10 protein-coding genes are annotated in these 14,712 nt (G+C 41.0%); 4 read left to right on the top strand and 6 right to left on the bottom strand.

The genetic code is table 11. The annotated features are described in order from the left end of the window. Window positions 1–97 precede the first annotated feature (97 nt). From cpcG3 to H6G28_RS06620, 3 genes are all read left to right on the top strand, one after another. On the top strand, window positions 98–811 hold the full coding sequence (gene cpcG3, locus H6G28_RS06630; protein WP_190589760.1) for a phycobilisome rod-core linker protein CpcG3: 714 nt from the start codon (window positions 98–100) through the stop codon (window positions 809–811). Window positions 812–922: 111 nt separating this feature from the next. Then, window positions 923–1,690: a phycobilisome rod-core linker protein CpcG4 gene (gene cpcG4 / locus H6G28_RS06625; protein ID WP_190589759.1), complete on the top strand. Its 768-nt coding sequence runs from the start codon at window positions 923–925 to the stop codon at window positions 1,688–1,690. A gap of 338 nt (window positions 1,691–2,028) precedes the next feature. Beyond that, window positions 2,029–4,635, top strand: a complete 2,607-nt coding sequence (locus tag H6G28_RS06620) for a bifunctional serine/threonine-protein kinase/ABC transporter substrate-binding protein (RefSeq protein WP_190669824.1) — start codon at window positions 2,029–2,031, stop codon at window positions 4,633–4,635. A gap of 166 nt (window positions 4,636–4,801) precedes the next feature. Here H6G28_RS06620 and pstB read toward each other — a convergent pair whose 3' ends face one another. From pstB to pstS, 4 genes are all read right to left on the bottom strand, one after another. Beyond that, window positions 4,802–5,608, bottom strand: a complete 807-nt coding sequence (gene pstB / locus H6G28_RS06615) for a phosphate ABC transporter ATP-binding protein PstB (protein ID WP_190589757.1) — start codon at window positions 5,606–5,608, stop codon at window positions 4,802–4,804. A 130-nt stretch (window positions 5,609–5,738) separates the two neighbouring features. Then, complete coding sequence (gene pstA / locus H6G28_RS06610; protein WP_190589756.1) at window positions 5,739–6,620, bottom strand: phosphate ABC transporter permease PstA; 882 nt, start codon at window positions 6,618–6,620, stop codon at window positions 5,739–5,741. A gap of 20 nt (window positions 6,621–6,640) precedes the next feature. After that, entirely contained in the window at window positions 6,641–7,591 is a 951-nt protein-coding gene (pstC, locus tag H6G28_RS06605) for a phosphate ABC transporter permease subunit PstC (protein ID WP_190589755.1), read from the bottom strand. A 180-nt stretch (window positions 7,592–7,771) separates the two neighbouring features. Next, on the bottom strand, window positions 7,772–8,956 hold the full coding sequence (pstS, locus tag H6G28_RS06600) for a phosphate ABC transporter substrate-binding protein PstS (protein ID WP_190589754.1): 1,185 nt from the start codon (window positions 8,954–8,956) through the stop codon (window positions 7,772–7,774). Between the two features lie 208 nt (window positions 8,957–9,164). Here pstS and cruG point away from each other — a divergent pair, with 208 nt between their 5' ends. Then, entirely contained in the window at window positions 9,165–10,352 is a 1,188-nt protein-coding gene (gene cruG, locus H6G28_RS06595; protein WP_190669822.1) for a 2'-O-glycosyltransferase CruG, read from the top strand. A gap of 233 nt (window positions 10,353–10,585) precedes the next feature. On the opposite strand, the gene rnhA is transcribed toward cruG, so the two are convergent. Together rnhA and H6G28_RS06585 are read right to left on the bottom strand one after the other, a co-directional pair. Then, window positions 10,586–11,494, bottom strand: a complete 909-nt coding sequence (gene rnhA, locus H6G28_RS06590; protein ID WP_190589752.1) for a ribonuclease HI — start codon at window positions 11,492–11,494, stop codon at window positions 10,586–10,588. 279 nt (window positions 11,495–11,773) lie between these two features. Then, window positions 11,774–14,344 (bottom strand): PAS domain S-box protein, encoded by a 2,571-nt coding sequence (locus H6G28_RS06585; RefSeq protein WP_190669820.1) that lies wholly within the window; start codon window positions 14,342–14,344, stop codon window positions 11,774–11,776. Window positions 14,345–14,712: the final 368 nt, after the last annotated feature.

The raw sequence follows: 14,712 nt of genomic DNA, 5'->3' as shown, positions 1-14,712 counted from the left end.
ACTCATACCAATTGGAACAATCATGGGTTTCAAATCCAAAATGGTAAAAACGGACTAATTATAAGATGCCAACTTTATTCTTAAGGCGGTCTTTAGTATGGCATTACCTTTACTTGAATACAAACCCACAACTCAAAATCAAAGAGTTAGTAGTTTTGGTGCGGCAGATACCAACGAAGATACACCTTATATCTACCGTACAGAAATCGCCAACTCTCCTAGCGAAATTGAAAGACTCATTTGGGCAGCTTATCGCCAAGTCTTCAACGAGCAGGAAATTCTGAAATTTAACCGCCAAATTGCCTTAGAAACCCAACTTAAAAATCGGTCAATCACGGTTAAAGATTTTATCCGAGGTTTGGCTAAATCAGAGCGATTTTATCAGCTAGTAGTCACACCCAATAATAACTATCGGCTGGTAGAAATGTGTTTAAAACGGTTGTTAGGTCGCTCTCCTTACAATCGTGAAGAAGAAATAGCTTGGTCTATTCAAATTGCTACTCGTGGTTGGCATGGATTTGTGGATGCTTTGATTGACAGTGAAGAATATACCGAAGCCTTTGGTGACTACACTGTACCTTATCAGCGCAAACGTATGACTGTAGACCGACCATTCAGCTTTACTCCCCGCTATGGTGCTGACTATCGAGAACGCGCAGGTATTGTGAAAGGTGGCGGTTATCGCTCCTTATCATCTCTACCTAGTCAAAATGTTGATGGGGCTGCACTATTAGGTGTACTGCTTGTAGTGTCCGCAGGAATAACTTTCTTGTTGGTACTAAATTGGCTAGGAATTCATACTGGGTTCTAACCGAATGCGGGACAATAGATAAAGCATGAGTGAGGATTTGAGTCATCAAACCTCCTCATTAATCACCAGCTAAATCTCTGTGTAATCTTTTAATAAGAGGAAGAAATCAGCATGGCATTGCCATTACTTGAATACAAACCCAGCAGTCAAAACCACCGTGTTAAAAGCTTTGGTATTGCTGACCAAAACGAAAATACACCATATATCTATCGCATAGAAGATGTCAGTTCTTATACTGATATCCAAAACATCATTTGGGCAGCTTACCGCCAAGTTTTCAGCGAACATGAAATTCTTAAGTTCAACCGCCAAGTAACTTTAGAATCTCAGCTGAAAACTGGCGCGATTTCTGTACGTGACTTTATCCGTGGTTTAGCAAAATCTGAAGCCTTCTATCGTTTGGTTGTTTCTGTCAACAATAACTACCGTTTAGTTGACATCACCCTCAAACGTTTATTAGGTCGTTCTTCTTACAACAAAGAAGAAGAAATCGCTTGGTCAATTGTCATTGCTACCAAAGGTTTTGGCGGCTTTGTTGATGCTATTTTAGACAGCGAAGAATACAATCAAGCCTTTGGTGAGAACACTGTCCCCTACCAACGCAAACGCTTGGCAGGCCGTCCTCACAACTTGGTGACACCTCGCTACGGCGAAGACTTCCAAGAAAAAGCAGGTACAGTTCAAACCGACTGGCGCTTTACCTTGGAAAAATTCTATACCCGCAAGTTCCAAGAAAAACGTCTGGCCGAAGGCGACCCACGCAAATATGCAGATTTGGCAGCAGCAATCAATCCTAGCGGTAACTATGCTCAAAGAATATCATCCTTTGATATTGATTATCTAGCCGCAGTGCCTTACCGTGGTGGTAACAGACGCTAAGATTAAAAATTTAGTAGTCTAAAATTTTATACTGGGTCTAGTTTTTGCGTTGATGTAATAACCAACAACTGATATGTAGTTGGATGTTGCATTGAGTGGAAGCTAGACCCAGTAGCTTTGAATAGTATTGTCTCGAAAAATGCAATAATAGCTATACCGTAATGTCTAGCACCATGTCCCCAAGGTTTGCAATTGAGGGGTTAGGTCTGTTTTTTATCGTTTACTCAGCAAGGAACTAGTGTAGTTTCGATTGTTCTGGTGTGTTCTGGAAATTGTCAAATTACTAACATTCAACACAGGTGGAAATTTATTACTTTGTTCTACCTCTAAGCTAATCTATGAAAGTTTACTGTACAAATCCTAACTGCCGCGCCCCAGAAAATGATATTCCTGATGAATTTCGTTCCGCTAAAGGTAAACAGAAATTTTGTAGTAATTGTGGAATGCGACTTGTTTTAAAGACTCGCTACTTAGCTTTAGAACAAATCGGTAGTGGGGGATTTGGGAGAACTTTTCGCGCCTGGGATTCTCATTTAGAACATGAATGTTTAATTAAGCAATTAAGATTGACAAATATTTCTAATGCGCCGTGGACACCTGCACAGTTACAATACATCCAAAATTCTTTTAAAAAAGAAGCACAAATTTTACGTAAGTTAAATCATCCACAAATTCCTAGATTATGGGATTCTTTTGAAATCTCTGCGCCAAATTTAGAAGAATCTGAGCAATCATTAGACTCATCACAAACAGTATTTTATTTAGTACAAGATTATATTCATGGTAATAATCTCAGACAAATAAAAAACACACAATGGTCAGAAGAGGAAGTTGTTAACTTTTTGCGGCAAATTTTACCAGTTTTAGATTACATTCATAGTCAACAACCTCTGATGTTAATTCATAGGGATATTAAACCAGAAAATATAATTCTCGAACAAAGAGGCGTACCTTATCTTATAGATTTTGGGGCTGTAAAACAAGCGATCGCAGGTGTACCCGCAGAACAATCTATCGCCATATCAACTCCTGGATATGCTTCGCCAGAACAACGAGCAGGTTTAGCTGTCTCTCCATCTTCAGATTTATATTCTCTCGCTGCTACTTGTGTGTGCTTACTAACTTGGAAAAATCCAGAAAACTTGCGAGTTGGAGATATATGGAATTGGAGAAATTATGTTTCTATTAGCGACCAAATAGCAACAATTTTAGATACTATGCTCTCGCCTGGAATCAGTTATCGGTTTCAGTCAGCGCGTCAAGTAATGGAAGTTTTAGACAATAAAACAATATCGGCCTCAACCTCAATACCAAAACAAGTATTTACTCAGGAACAGTCCTTACAAACAGCGTCGCAAAATTCATTTCCTCACCAAAATCAGCAACTATTGATCCAGAGAAATTCTTTACAAACAGTTCTGCAAAACTCATTTACTAATTCAAATCAACAGTTACTTCAACATGAACAGACTTTAATAAATTTGCCCCAAAAATCATTATTACCGTCAGTAAATTTATGGAAAAAATTACTTATATTGTGTTTTGGTAGTGGAATCATCGGATTAGGTATTTGGGCATATTTTTCCTTACAGACTAAGATGCTTTGTATTGAAGATTCGCGCTTTAGTTGTGGAAAAAGACAGTTGATACGCTCACCACTAGGTTTAGGAGATAATATAGATTTTCAAAAAGGCATAACAGCTTTTCAAAATCAAGATTATAATCAAGCAATTTCTAGCTTTTCTAAATATCTAGATAACCTTAATCATAAAAATGATCCTGAAGCTAGAATTTATTTAAATAATGCCAGGGCAGCTAAAAGCAATAACTTTATTAAAATATCGGTATGTGTTCCTATAGATAGCGATAATGGACTGGCTAAAGAAATCTTACGTGGAGTCGCTATTGTTCAAAATAACATTAATACCCAAGTAAATAAACTAATAAATGGCAAAATGTTACTTGTTCAAATTTGTAAAGATGAACATCGAACAGATACCGCGCAAAAAGTTGCTAAACAAATGGTTGAACAAGATAAACAAACTTTAGGCGTTATCGGACACAACTCTAGTTTGATTACTTTATCGGCTGCGAAAGTTTACAGTAATAAAATATATGGAGATGAGAGATTAGTGAGTATTTCTCCTACTAGTACGGCTGTTAGGGGAACTAAGTTTAATCAATCTGAAATGTTTGAAATTAATGAGTTTGTTTTTCGGACATCTCCAAATGATGATAAAACAGCCGAAGTTCTCAGCGATTATATTTTGAAAAATAAACGTTATAGAGGAGCAATTTTTCTAAATAGTAAAGAGCCTTATAGTCAATCTTTTAGTCAAACTTTTATTCAACGATTTAATATAACTTCTGGAAATCAGGGAAAAATTGTCAATCAATGTGATTTAGCAGGAGAACAATTTAAGAGTATATCTCAATGTTTAGAAGCTGTTAAACAAAGTAATGCTGACTTTATTCTTCTGACGATAAGTGATGATATATTACAACAGGAAATTGCGAGAATACTGAGAAGTAGCGGAGATGTAATTATTTTAGGCGGAGATACATCGTATGTTAATAGCTCACAAATTAGTGAAATTTCCTACGGTAAGTTAGTCGTTGCTGTTCCTTGGCATAGAAGTAATAATAGTTTATCTGTAATAGAGAAAGAATCTCTGCAACTTTGGGGAACTAAAAAAATTAGCTATGCAAGTGCAATGGCGTATGATGCAACTCAAGCACTTGTGGAAGGTTTAAAGAGAAGTGGGAATAATTTAACCCGTAAACGTTTATATGAAGAACTCAGTAAGCCTAATTTTGTAGTGGAAGGCGCTCAAACCAAAGTAAGGTTTGATCAGAATCACGATCGCCTAGTTAACGAGCAAAATATTCAAGGCTTAGTTATCTTGGTTTCACCTAAAGATGGTGAGTTTCAGGTAATTAAATAAAAAGGGACGTTGGTAAGGTATGAGTAGCTCATACTTCTCACACAAAAATAGGACGCGGAGAAAGGAGAGTTTGAGAAGTTTTTTGCGTAGTCCTAAAAAAATAAAATTAGATATGCACTGCATACCTAATTCTGGATGTGGAAAATATTAAATTGAGTGACAATAATTAACCAAATCTACCGCTAACGTAATCGCGGGTATCTTCTTGCTTCGGATTATTGAAAATTACTTCTGTCGCGTCATATTCTACGAGATAACCGATACGTCCGCCTGATTCTGTAGGACGCACATTGAAAAAGGCTGTTTTATCAGAAACCCGCGCCGCTTGCTGCATATTGTGGGTAACAATCACAATTGTATATTGCTCTTTCAGTTCATGAATTAGCTCTTCAACCCGCAATGTAGAGATCGGATCAAGCGCCGAGCATGGTTCATCCATTAAGATGATTTCTGGTTGAACTGCGATCGCTCTGGCAATACACAATCTTTGTTGTTGTCCACCAGATAAAGAAGAACCACTTTGACGGAGTTTATCTTTAACTTCATCCCACAAAGCTGCTTGACGCAAACTCCGTTCGACTAATTCATCCATATTACCTTTGTAGCCATTAATTTTGGCTCCGAAAGCAATATTGTCATAAATTGATTTAGGGAATGGGTTTGGTCTTTGAAACACCATCCCAATGCGGCGACGCACTTCTACGGGGTCAATATCAGGTGCGTATAAGTTTTTACCGTAATAAAAAACCTTTCCTTCGGCTCTAAATGAATCAATTAAGTCGTTGAGACGGTTATAGCATCTGAGTAATGTGCTTTTACCACAGCCAGAAGGGCCAATAAAGGCTGTCACCTTATTTCTGGGGATATCTAGCCAAATGTTCTTTAATGCTAAGTACTTGCCGTAATAAACGTTCAGTTCTTCTGTACGTAATACGGTATCTGTGCTATTTGCTGTACTAATGTTAGTAGCCATAAAAGGTCTAATGTAAGTTTTTGGGATGGCAATGCAACTTTGCTATTCAGTTACTAGACGGAGCTTTTTGGTATCAATAAAGCACCCATCATCAACAGGCTTCTTGATTTCCGACTTCCGCATTTTTGGACTATGATTTTTGGCGAGTTGCCCAGCGAGCAATAATACTGGTAATTAAAACCATTAGCACCAAGATTAAAGATGCAGCCCAAGCTAATGACTGCCAATTTTTAAACGGAGAAATGGCAAAGTTAAAAACCAAAACAGCTAAAGAAGCAGTGGGTTTAAATAAGCTATTTGGCCAGAAGGTAGAAAATAAAGCAGTAAATAACAAAGGTGCTGTTTCACCAGCAGCCCTGGCGATCGCTAACGTTGATCCAGTTACAATAGCTGGTAGTGCAGCAGGCAATACGACCTGTGTAACAGTTTGAAAGTTAGTCGCACCTAAACCTACAGATGCTTGTCGTAAATCCTGCGATACTAGCTGTAAAGCTTCATCAGTTGTTTTCACAATAATTGGCAACATCAAAATTGCCAAAGCAAATCCTCCGCCAATCGCTGAATATGAGCCTAAATTCAGCCTTACTAACGTTAAAACTACAATTCCATAAGCGAATACCCCGGCAATAATCGAAGGTACTCCACTCAAGACGTTCGTAGCAAAACGTACCCACCTAGCTATTATACCAGAACTAAACTCAGTTAGATAGATAGCTGCAATCACACCAAAAGGAATGCTGATTAACGCTGCAATTCCCACCATCAGCAAAGTCCCCACAATCGCATTCCCAAAACCACCACCTGGACGAAGAGGCGCGGGTGGCAGTTCTGTAAATATGCTGAGATTGAGACTACTAAATCCTCGAATTAAAACGTAAGAAAGTACTGCTATTAAAGGCACTAATGCCAAAACTCCGCAGAGAATTGCCACCCCAGTCATCACTGTATTGAACAGCGTCCGAGGAGACATAGCACTACGAGTTAAACTTCTTTCTTGATAATGAGAAGTCATAAAATTAACCCAAAACTAATCTACACTCGCTTGACTCGAATAACGATCAACTCTGCCAAAATATTGACAATCAAAGTTAAGACAAATAAAACTAAAGCAGCGTACATTAAAGCTGCAACTTGCAAACCACTGGCTTCTGCAAATTGATTGGCTAACAAAGAAGAAATTGTATTGGCTGGTGCGAATAGCGATGCACTAATTTTGTTGGAGTTACCAATCAACATCGTCACCGCCATTGTCTCTCCCATTGCCCGACCGAGTGCTAACATCACAGCACTCACGATTCCCGAAAAAGCCGCAGGAATCAAAACTTGAAAAATCGTTTCCCACCTTGTTGCGCCCAAGCCTATAGATGCTTGACGTAAAGTAGATGGAACAGAAATCAAAGCATCTCTAGAAATTGCAGTGATAATTGGCAAAGTCATAATTGCCAAGATGATCCCCGCAGGTAACATCCCTGGCCCTGTAGGAGAAGTGCTGAACAGTGGTAGCCAACCAAAGTAAGCATTCAACCATTTACCGACATTGTTTAAAATCGGGATTAAGACAAAAATTCCCCAGACTCCATAAACAACGCTGGGAATTGCTGCCAGCAGTTCTACCAAGAACACCAGCACAACTCTAGCTTGGGAGGGCAGAAAATTTTCACTCAATAAAACCGCAGTCCCAACACCAATGGGTACAGCAATGAGTAACCCAATCAAAGAACTAACTATAGTTCCATAAACTTGAGGTAGTACTCCATACTCATCCTTCACGGGGTTCCAAGTGCTTTGTGCTAAAAAGCCAACACCAAACTTTTGAATGGCAGGCCAAGCACCAATGGCAACCTGTATCGCAATCCATAATAAAGTTGCTGCCACCGCTAGGGCAAACACCCTAGTCAGTAAAATAAAACTCCGGTCTAAAGACCTACCGAGTTCGGAACGCTCTTTAATTGCTGATGACAAATTTTGAGAATTTGTAGCCATGAATACTGACTTTATAGATGAAATCAGAGAAAAATGTGAGAGCAAACCAGCTTAGTGACATGACTTTGAGAACTTGAGACATCAACAAGTCATTCTTAATAAAAGAAATTTGTGATTCTAATATTAATTCAAGCAATTTTTGACTATCGATGCCTCACTAGTATTAGTGATTTTTGAATGCTATTTACTAGCACTAGTACTACTACCACTAACTGCAATTTTGTAATCTGGACTAATTTGGTCAGCCGCAGTTGCTACTTTCTGCACAACGTTTTGTGGTAAAGGCACATAACCCAATTCGGGAGCCAATTTTTGACCTTCAGTTAAACCATACTCAATCATAGCTTCGACTGCTTTAGCTTTAGCAGGATCAGCATATTTCTTGTAAGCCATAATCCAAGAGTAGGTAACAATGGGATAAGAGTCTGCACCTTCTGGGTCGGTGATAAAGGCACGCAAGTTTTCAGGTAAAGTTACTGCTTCTAAGGTTTTGGCTGCTGATTCTTCTGTAGGTACAACAAATTTGCCACCTTTGTTTTCTAAAGCAGCATATTTAAGTTGATTTTGTTTTGCATAACCATACTCAACGTAACCAATAGAGCCTTGAGTTTGTTGAATTTGGGCGGTTACACCTTCATTACCTTTACCACCAACACCGACTGGCCAGTTAACTGTTTTGCCATCACCAATTTTAGTTTTCCATTCAGAACTGATGGTGCTGAGGTGTTTGGTAAATACGCCAGTAGTCCCGCTACCATCAGAGCGATGTACAACTGTAATTGCTTGGTCTGGTAATTTAGCGTCTGGGTTGGCTGCTTTGATTTTGGGGTCGTTCCAGGTTTTGATTTTGCCTAATAAGATATCGGTGTAAACTGCCCGTGGTAATTTGAGTTCAGCAACATCGGGTAGGTTGTAAGCGAGAACAATGCTACCGGCTGTCATTGGTAACAAAATTACGCCTTTATCTTGAGGAACTTTCTGAATTTCGTCATCTTTCATTGCCACATCGCTGGCACCAAAATCAACAGTACCTTTGATGAACTGCTCAACCCCAGCACCGCTACCCACAGACTGATAGTTAACTTGTAAACTGGGATATTTTTTGTTTAATTCAGTGAACCAAGTTGTATACAATGGCGCTGGAAAAGAAGCGCCTGCACCGATTAATTCTACGTTACCGCCAAGATCCAATTTAGCAGGGCTGGAGGCTGTAGCATCTTGAGCCGTACCACTAGGTGTTTCTTTGGTAGCAGAACTGTCAGAACCTTGCTGTCCGCCACAAGCAGCTAGACTTAATGTCAGTAATAACACTGCTGTTGAAGAGGCTAATCGGTTATTTTTGATTACATTTAGTCGTGAGCGCATCGGTGTTAATTTTCAGTAACTTTCCAGGTTAGCGCCTCTACGATAATCCTAAAGGAGCGATGTATAGGTAAACGGAAGGTTAAGAGCAAGAAAAAAAGTGTATTATTTTAACTAAATTTTACAATTCTCTCACTTTGTGAATTGATAAAATTTATACTTTACCTTGTTTGAAGTTACAGATGAGCCTGAATAAAGCTAATACAGATTTATGAACAACGCTTTGACAGTAGAAAGCGTTATACCGCTTATATTACTACTTATTCAACTACCAGCCACGGCAATTTTGCTGTCGCGTCTTTTGAAGGGGCCGGGAAGATTACCGCCAATTCAACCCCAACAGCCTACACCAGACATTTTTGGTAATGTCAGCGTTGTGATTCCGACATTAAACGAAGCTGGTCGGATTTCTCCTTTATTATCGGGCTTGAGTCAGCAAAGTTATGAAGTGCGAGAAATTATTGTTGTAGACAGTAATTCCCAAGATGGAACTCCTGATTTAGTCAAAGCTGCACAGCAAAAAGATCCCCGCTTTCGTGTGATGACAGATGATCCCCTACCGACTAATTGGGTGGGTCGTCCTTGGGCTTTACACAATGGCTTTTTGCATAGTTCTGAGGATAGTGAGTGGTTTTTGGGGATGGATGCGGATACTCAACCACATCCGGGTTTGGTGGCGGGTTTAGTCAAAACCGCCGTCGCCCAAGGCTATGATTTGGTGTCGTTATCACCCCAGTTTATTCTTCAGTATCCTGGTGAGTGTTTATTGCAACCAGCTTTATTGATGACATTGCTGTATCGCTTCGACCCGGCAGGAATTAGAACTGAACAACCAGAAAGGGTAATGGCTAATGGTCAATGCTTTCTGTGTCGTCGTTCTGTGTTAGCGGCTGTGGGTGGCTATAGCAGTGCTAGTAGTTCTTTTTGTGATGATGTGACTTTGGCACGGTATATTGCGGCACAGGGGTACAATGTAGGCTTTTTAGATGGTGCAAAGGTGCTGAAGGTGCGAATGTATGAAGGGGCGCTGGAAACTTGGAAGGAATGGGGGCGCAGCCTTGATTTGAAAGACGCATCCAATTCTGGGCAAATTTGGGGAGATTTATGGCTACTTTCGGCAGTTCAGGGTTTACCCTTGCTAATTTTACTAACTTACTTGATTGTTCTGCCTGTGCCTGTCTCGCTGCCGCAGATTTTATTGCTGGGGTTGAATGGATTTTTGCTGCTGATTCGCTTTGCTATGTTACTAGCGATCGCACCATCTTATGATCGCCAAACGGCTAAAGGTGGCTGGTTATTCTGGCTGTCTCCTTTAGCAGATCCCATCGCTGTCTTACGGATCTTTCTCTCTGCATCCCGCACCCCTAAAGAATGGCGAGGGCGGAAGTATGGTGCGTGAGGGGAGTGGGGAGTGGGGAGTGGGGAATGGGGAGTTTGATTAGACAAGGTAGACAAGGTTGAGGGGGTAGACAAGGTAGAGGGGAGTGCTGAGTGCTGAGTGCTGAGTGGAAGTAGACAAGGTAGAAATATTGCTTCCTTGTCTCCCTTGTCCCCCTTGTCTCCCTTGTCTCCCTTGTCCCCCTTGTCCCCCCTCCCACCCTTGCCCCCTCCCACCCCTGCCCCCATCTACCCCTACTCCTCCTCACCTCCCACGCGATCGCCGCGTTCCAGTTCCCAGAGAATTTGATTACCTTCACGGCGGACTCGTGACACAATCCAGTTCCGCCAGCGCCATTGATCCCCGCGACTAGTGACGGCGCTGGCGTGGACATCCATTAAGTCTGCTAATTCAGAACTAGTAATTAGATAGCCTTTTTCAGCAATTTCATCAGCGATGCGGAGAGTTTCAACTAAGTTGCGGAGTTGTTCAACCCGGATTCCAGGCGTTGTTGTGTCAATTGCGGCCGCATTCTGTGCGGTGGATGGTTCCATAGCTGTTATGTCTGATGCAGATGTAATGGGTTCCGACTTTTCTTTGTTAATTATTGTCGAGTTTGCCTTATATTGAGAAACTTCCGCTACCTTTAGTTCATGAGAACTAGGTAAAGTTTTGTGAGCATTGGTAGAAGATAATTCTTTGAGTGCAGGGACTTTACCAGCAGCAAAACTCCGAGCGATCGCATCACAGCGTTCGTTACCGACATTACCCGCATGACCACGAACATGCTGCCAAGTAACTTGACGGGTATTTAATTCATCTAAAATTTCCAACAGGTCTTGATTTTGTACGGGATTACCATCGGCTTTTTTCCAGCCTTTTTTCTTCCAGTTTTTCACCCATTTGGTAACACAGTTGATGAGATATTCACTATCGGTATAAAGGGTGATGGGTTGGGATTGCTTTGAGGCATGGAAATATTTTAAGGCAGCGATCGCCGCTTGCATCTCCATTTTATTATTTGTTGTATGGGAGGCTGTATCACCCATTTCGTGAACTCCCCCATCCTGGAAATAAACTACAACACCCCAACCACCAGGGCCAGGATTCCCAGTACAAGCGCCATCAGTATATATACTTTGAATTATGCTTTGACTAGACATGATAAAGATATTGAAACCGCATGGTTACGTAGAGGTGACAAAAAATTTAGCGGCAAAAGATGGGTAGCAATATATATGTTACTGACGGAAAAAGCAAGTATTTTTGGGAAGGGGCTAGTCTTTGGGGGGGACAAGGGAGACAAGGGAGACAAGGGGGACAAGGGGGACAAGGGAGACAAAGGAGACAAGGAAGCAATATTTCTACCTTGTCTAATCCAACTCAGCACTCAGCATCTTCTCTACCTTGTCTAACCCAACTCAGCACTCAGCACTCAGCACTCAGCACTTTAATAAACTAGCGATCGCTTTTACCAATGCGTCAGGATCAACTGGTTTGGGTATGTGTAACTGGAAGCCGGCGGTGAGTGCTTGTTGTTGGTTAATTTCGCCAGCGTAGGCTGTGAGGGCGATCGCGGGGACATTTCCGCCTTGTGCGGGTGTAAGTTGGCGGATCTGGCGAATTAGCATATAACCATCTACGTCGGGCATTCCAATATCACTAATTAAAATATCTGGTAATGACTGCGACAGTTCAGCGAGGGCGGCGGTGGCGGATGTGACGGCGGTAACAGCCACACCATAATCATGCAAAATAAATGTGATTAAGTCGCGGATATCTGGTTCATCATCCACCATTAAAACTTTGATACCAGAAAGATTAGCAAACTCAGATTCACCTGTTGAAGATTCATTTTCTTGTCGTCTGACTGGTTCGTTAATCACAATCAAAGGTATCCTCACTGTAAAAATAGCACCCAACCCTTCACCAGGGCTGTCTGCCTTGACTGTACCGCCGTGCATTTCTACTACTTGACGGACAATCGCCAGTCCTAAACCCAAGCCGCCAAATTTGCGAGTTGTTGTACCATCTGCTTGACGAAAGTAATCAAACACGAATGGCAAAAATTCTGGTGAAATGCCTTTACCTGTATCAGTGACTTGTATTTGCGCCTGAGCATCAATTTCTTTAACTTGAATTTCTACCTGTCCAGCATTTGGGGTAAATTTGACGGCGTTGGCAAGTAAATTCCACATCACTTGTTGTAAGCGATTAGCATCACCCATAACTTGCCCGATATTGGGGTCAAATACGGTGTGAATTTGAATCGATTTAGCTTCTGCTGCCAAGCGTACTGTTTCTAAGGCTGCTTGCACAACCATTACTAAACTGACGGGACAGACATTTAAGCTTAATTTTCCTTGGAGGATGCGCGAAACATCTAATAAATCTTCGATTAACTGGGTTTGTAATTTGGCGTTGCGTTCAATTGTTTCTAAAGCTTGTTTTGTAGTTTCTTCATCAAATTTGCGATTTCGCAGCAATTTCGCCCAACCTAAAATCGGGTTGAGTGGCGTTCGCAATTCATGGGAGAGAACGGCGAGAAATTCATCTTTGATGCGGTTGGCGATTTCTGCTTCTTGACGGGCGATGCGTTCGGTTTGTAAAAGTCGATCGCGTTCTTGTTCGGCGCGTTTGCGATCGCTAATATCTAAAACAAAAGCCACACCTCTATCTTGACAGTCAGTTAACAAGGCTATCCCTAAAACCACCGCCACCCGTTTACCGTTGCGTTGGACATATTCTTTTTCGTAAATCTGCGAAACTCCGCTAACTTGGACATCTGCAAGAGCGCGATCATCTAAATCTAGATATTCTGGTGGTGTGAGTTCTCGCCAGTCAATTTTCCCGACAACCGCAAACTCATCACGGGTATAACCAACTAACTGTAAATAAGCATCGTTAGCATCAGTGATGAAACCTTCCGTATTCCAAAACGCCACCCCAACCAAGTTAGACTCAAACAAGCGGCGGAATCTGGCTTCACTTTCCCGTAATGACTGTTCTACTTTTTTATGGGCGGTGATATCACGGGAAACGACAATTACACCTTCAATGCTTTGGGTGTGATTGCGTAGGGGTGTAAGAATATATTCGTAGTCACGCAATCCTTCAATTGTCACTAATTGACATTCATCTTTAATTGGTTCCCCAGAAATGATCACCGCTTGTTGCTGAATTTCCACCTGTTCAACAAAATCATTAGGTAAATTCAACTCTCGCAATGTTTTACCCACAACTTCCTGCGGTTGAAAACCTAAGATAGCCGCGCCACCGTGACTAATATACCTATGGCGACCAGCGCGATCGAATATACAGATATGATCTACAGAGGTAGCCAGAATCGCATTTAACAAATTGGCTTGTTCCTGGACTTGGGTAGTTAATTGACGGGTGTTTTCTTCTGTTTGCTTCCGCCCAGTAATATCCAGACATACGCCAAACATCCGCGTCGCCTGTCCTTGCTTGTCATAGTAAAATTTTCCTTGAGAAGAAATCCAATGCAAACTTTGGTCAGGCCAAATAACGCGAAATTCGTCTTTATAGTTAGTTTTATTGGTTAAGGCAGTGGTAATATTTGTTGTGACAGATTGTCTATCTTCAGGATGCACACAAGCTAAAAAAGCCGCGTAAGTATTTTCAAAGCTACCTGGAGTTAAACCAAACAGCAGTTCATGACTTTCTGACCAAATTAATTTATCAGGCAAAATATTCCAATCCCAAAAACCCATCCAAGCAGCATCAATAGCCAGTCTCAAGAGTTGTTCGCTTTCTTGCAAGGCGACTTCAATTTGTTGTCGTTCCGCTTTTTCTTGCTGGAGTTGTTGCAGCGTTAATGCTATATCTGCCTGATGATCAGAATTAATCCTGGCTGTTGTCAGTTTTGTTTGTAGTTCAGTTAATTGCGCCTCTAATGCAACCTGCTGACATTGATATTTAATTTCTAATTCTTCCAACTCTGCAACACGCTGCCGTAAAGCTGCTAATTCATCTTGATCATGGTCTGGCATGTTGAAAACCACTTGCAATAAACAATCTCAGTTGAACCGGCAGAGGCCCTATCTTTGGAATGAGTATGGATTTTTTTGGTGAAAAATACAATCTCTCACTAGATACATATAGCGGTTCTTATTTTAGTGAAGCGAAATTCGGCTTGCCGCAGGCTACGCAAATGAACACAGATAAATTTTTGCCTCCGCAGACTAGGAAAAGCTATGTATTTTTCGGAAATATAACCTGACGTAATTATGCAATTGATGTTTCTAAATTTGGTAATTAAGTTTACTGAAACTGTAAATGACACAGCTTAGGTATCCGCCTTATTGTATTAATTAAGCAAGGAGTTGAGACCCCAAAAACAGGGAATCAACTAAATAGC

The sequence above is a fragment of the Nostoc sp. FACHB-190 genome (assembly GCF_014696905.1).
Taxonomy (GTDB): Bacteria; Cyanobacteriota; Cyanobacteriia; order Cyanobacteriales; family Nostocaceae; genus Nostoc_B.
This window is presented reverse-complemented; position numbering and strand designations above follow the sequence as displayed.

What these genes read in the sequence shown, in the direction of transcription:
- cpcG3 (WP_190589760.1), top strand. Translation starts at nt 98, where the DNA reads ATGGCATTACCTTTACTTGAATACAAACCCACAACTCAAAATCAAAGA.
- cpcG4 (WP_190589759.1), top strand. Translation starts at nt 923, where the DNA reads ATGGCATTGCCATTACTTGAATACAAACCCAGCAGTCAAAACCACCGT.
- H6G28_RS06620 (WP_190669824.1), top strand. Translation starts at nt 2,029, where the DNA reads ATGAAAGTTTACTGTACAAATCCTAACTGCCGCGCCCCAGAAAATGAT.
- pstB (WP_190589757.1), bottom strand. Translation starts at nt 5,608, where the DNA reads ATGGCTACTAACATTAGTACAGCAAATAGCACAGATACCGTATTACGT.
- pstA (WP_190589756.1), bottom strand. Translation starts at nt 6,620, where the DNA reads ATGACTTCTCATTATCAAGAAAGAAGTTTAACTCGTAGTGCTATGTCT.
- pstC (WP_190589755.1), bottom strand. Translation starts at nt 7,591, where the DNA reads ATGGCTACAAATTCTCAAAATTTGTCATCAGCAATTAAAGAGCGTTCC.
- pstS (WP_190589754.1), bottom strand. Translation starts at nt 8,956, where the DNA reads ATGCGCTCACGACTAAATGTAATCAAAAATAACCGATTAGCCTCTTCA.
- cruG (WP_190669822.1), top strand. Translation starts at nt 9,165, where the DNA reads ATGAACAACGCTTTGACAGTAGAAAGCGTTATACCGCTTATATTACTA.
- rnhA (WP_190589752.1), bottom strand. Translation starts at nt 11,494, where the DNA reads ATGTCTAGTCAAAGCATAATTCAAAGTATATATACTGATGGCGCTTGT.
- H6G28_RS06585 (WP_190669820.1), bottom strand. Translation starts at nt 14,344, where the DNA reads ATGCCAGACCATGATCAAGATGAATTAGCAGCTTTACGGCAGCGTGTT.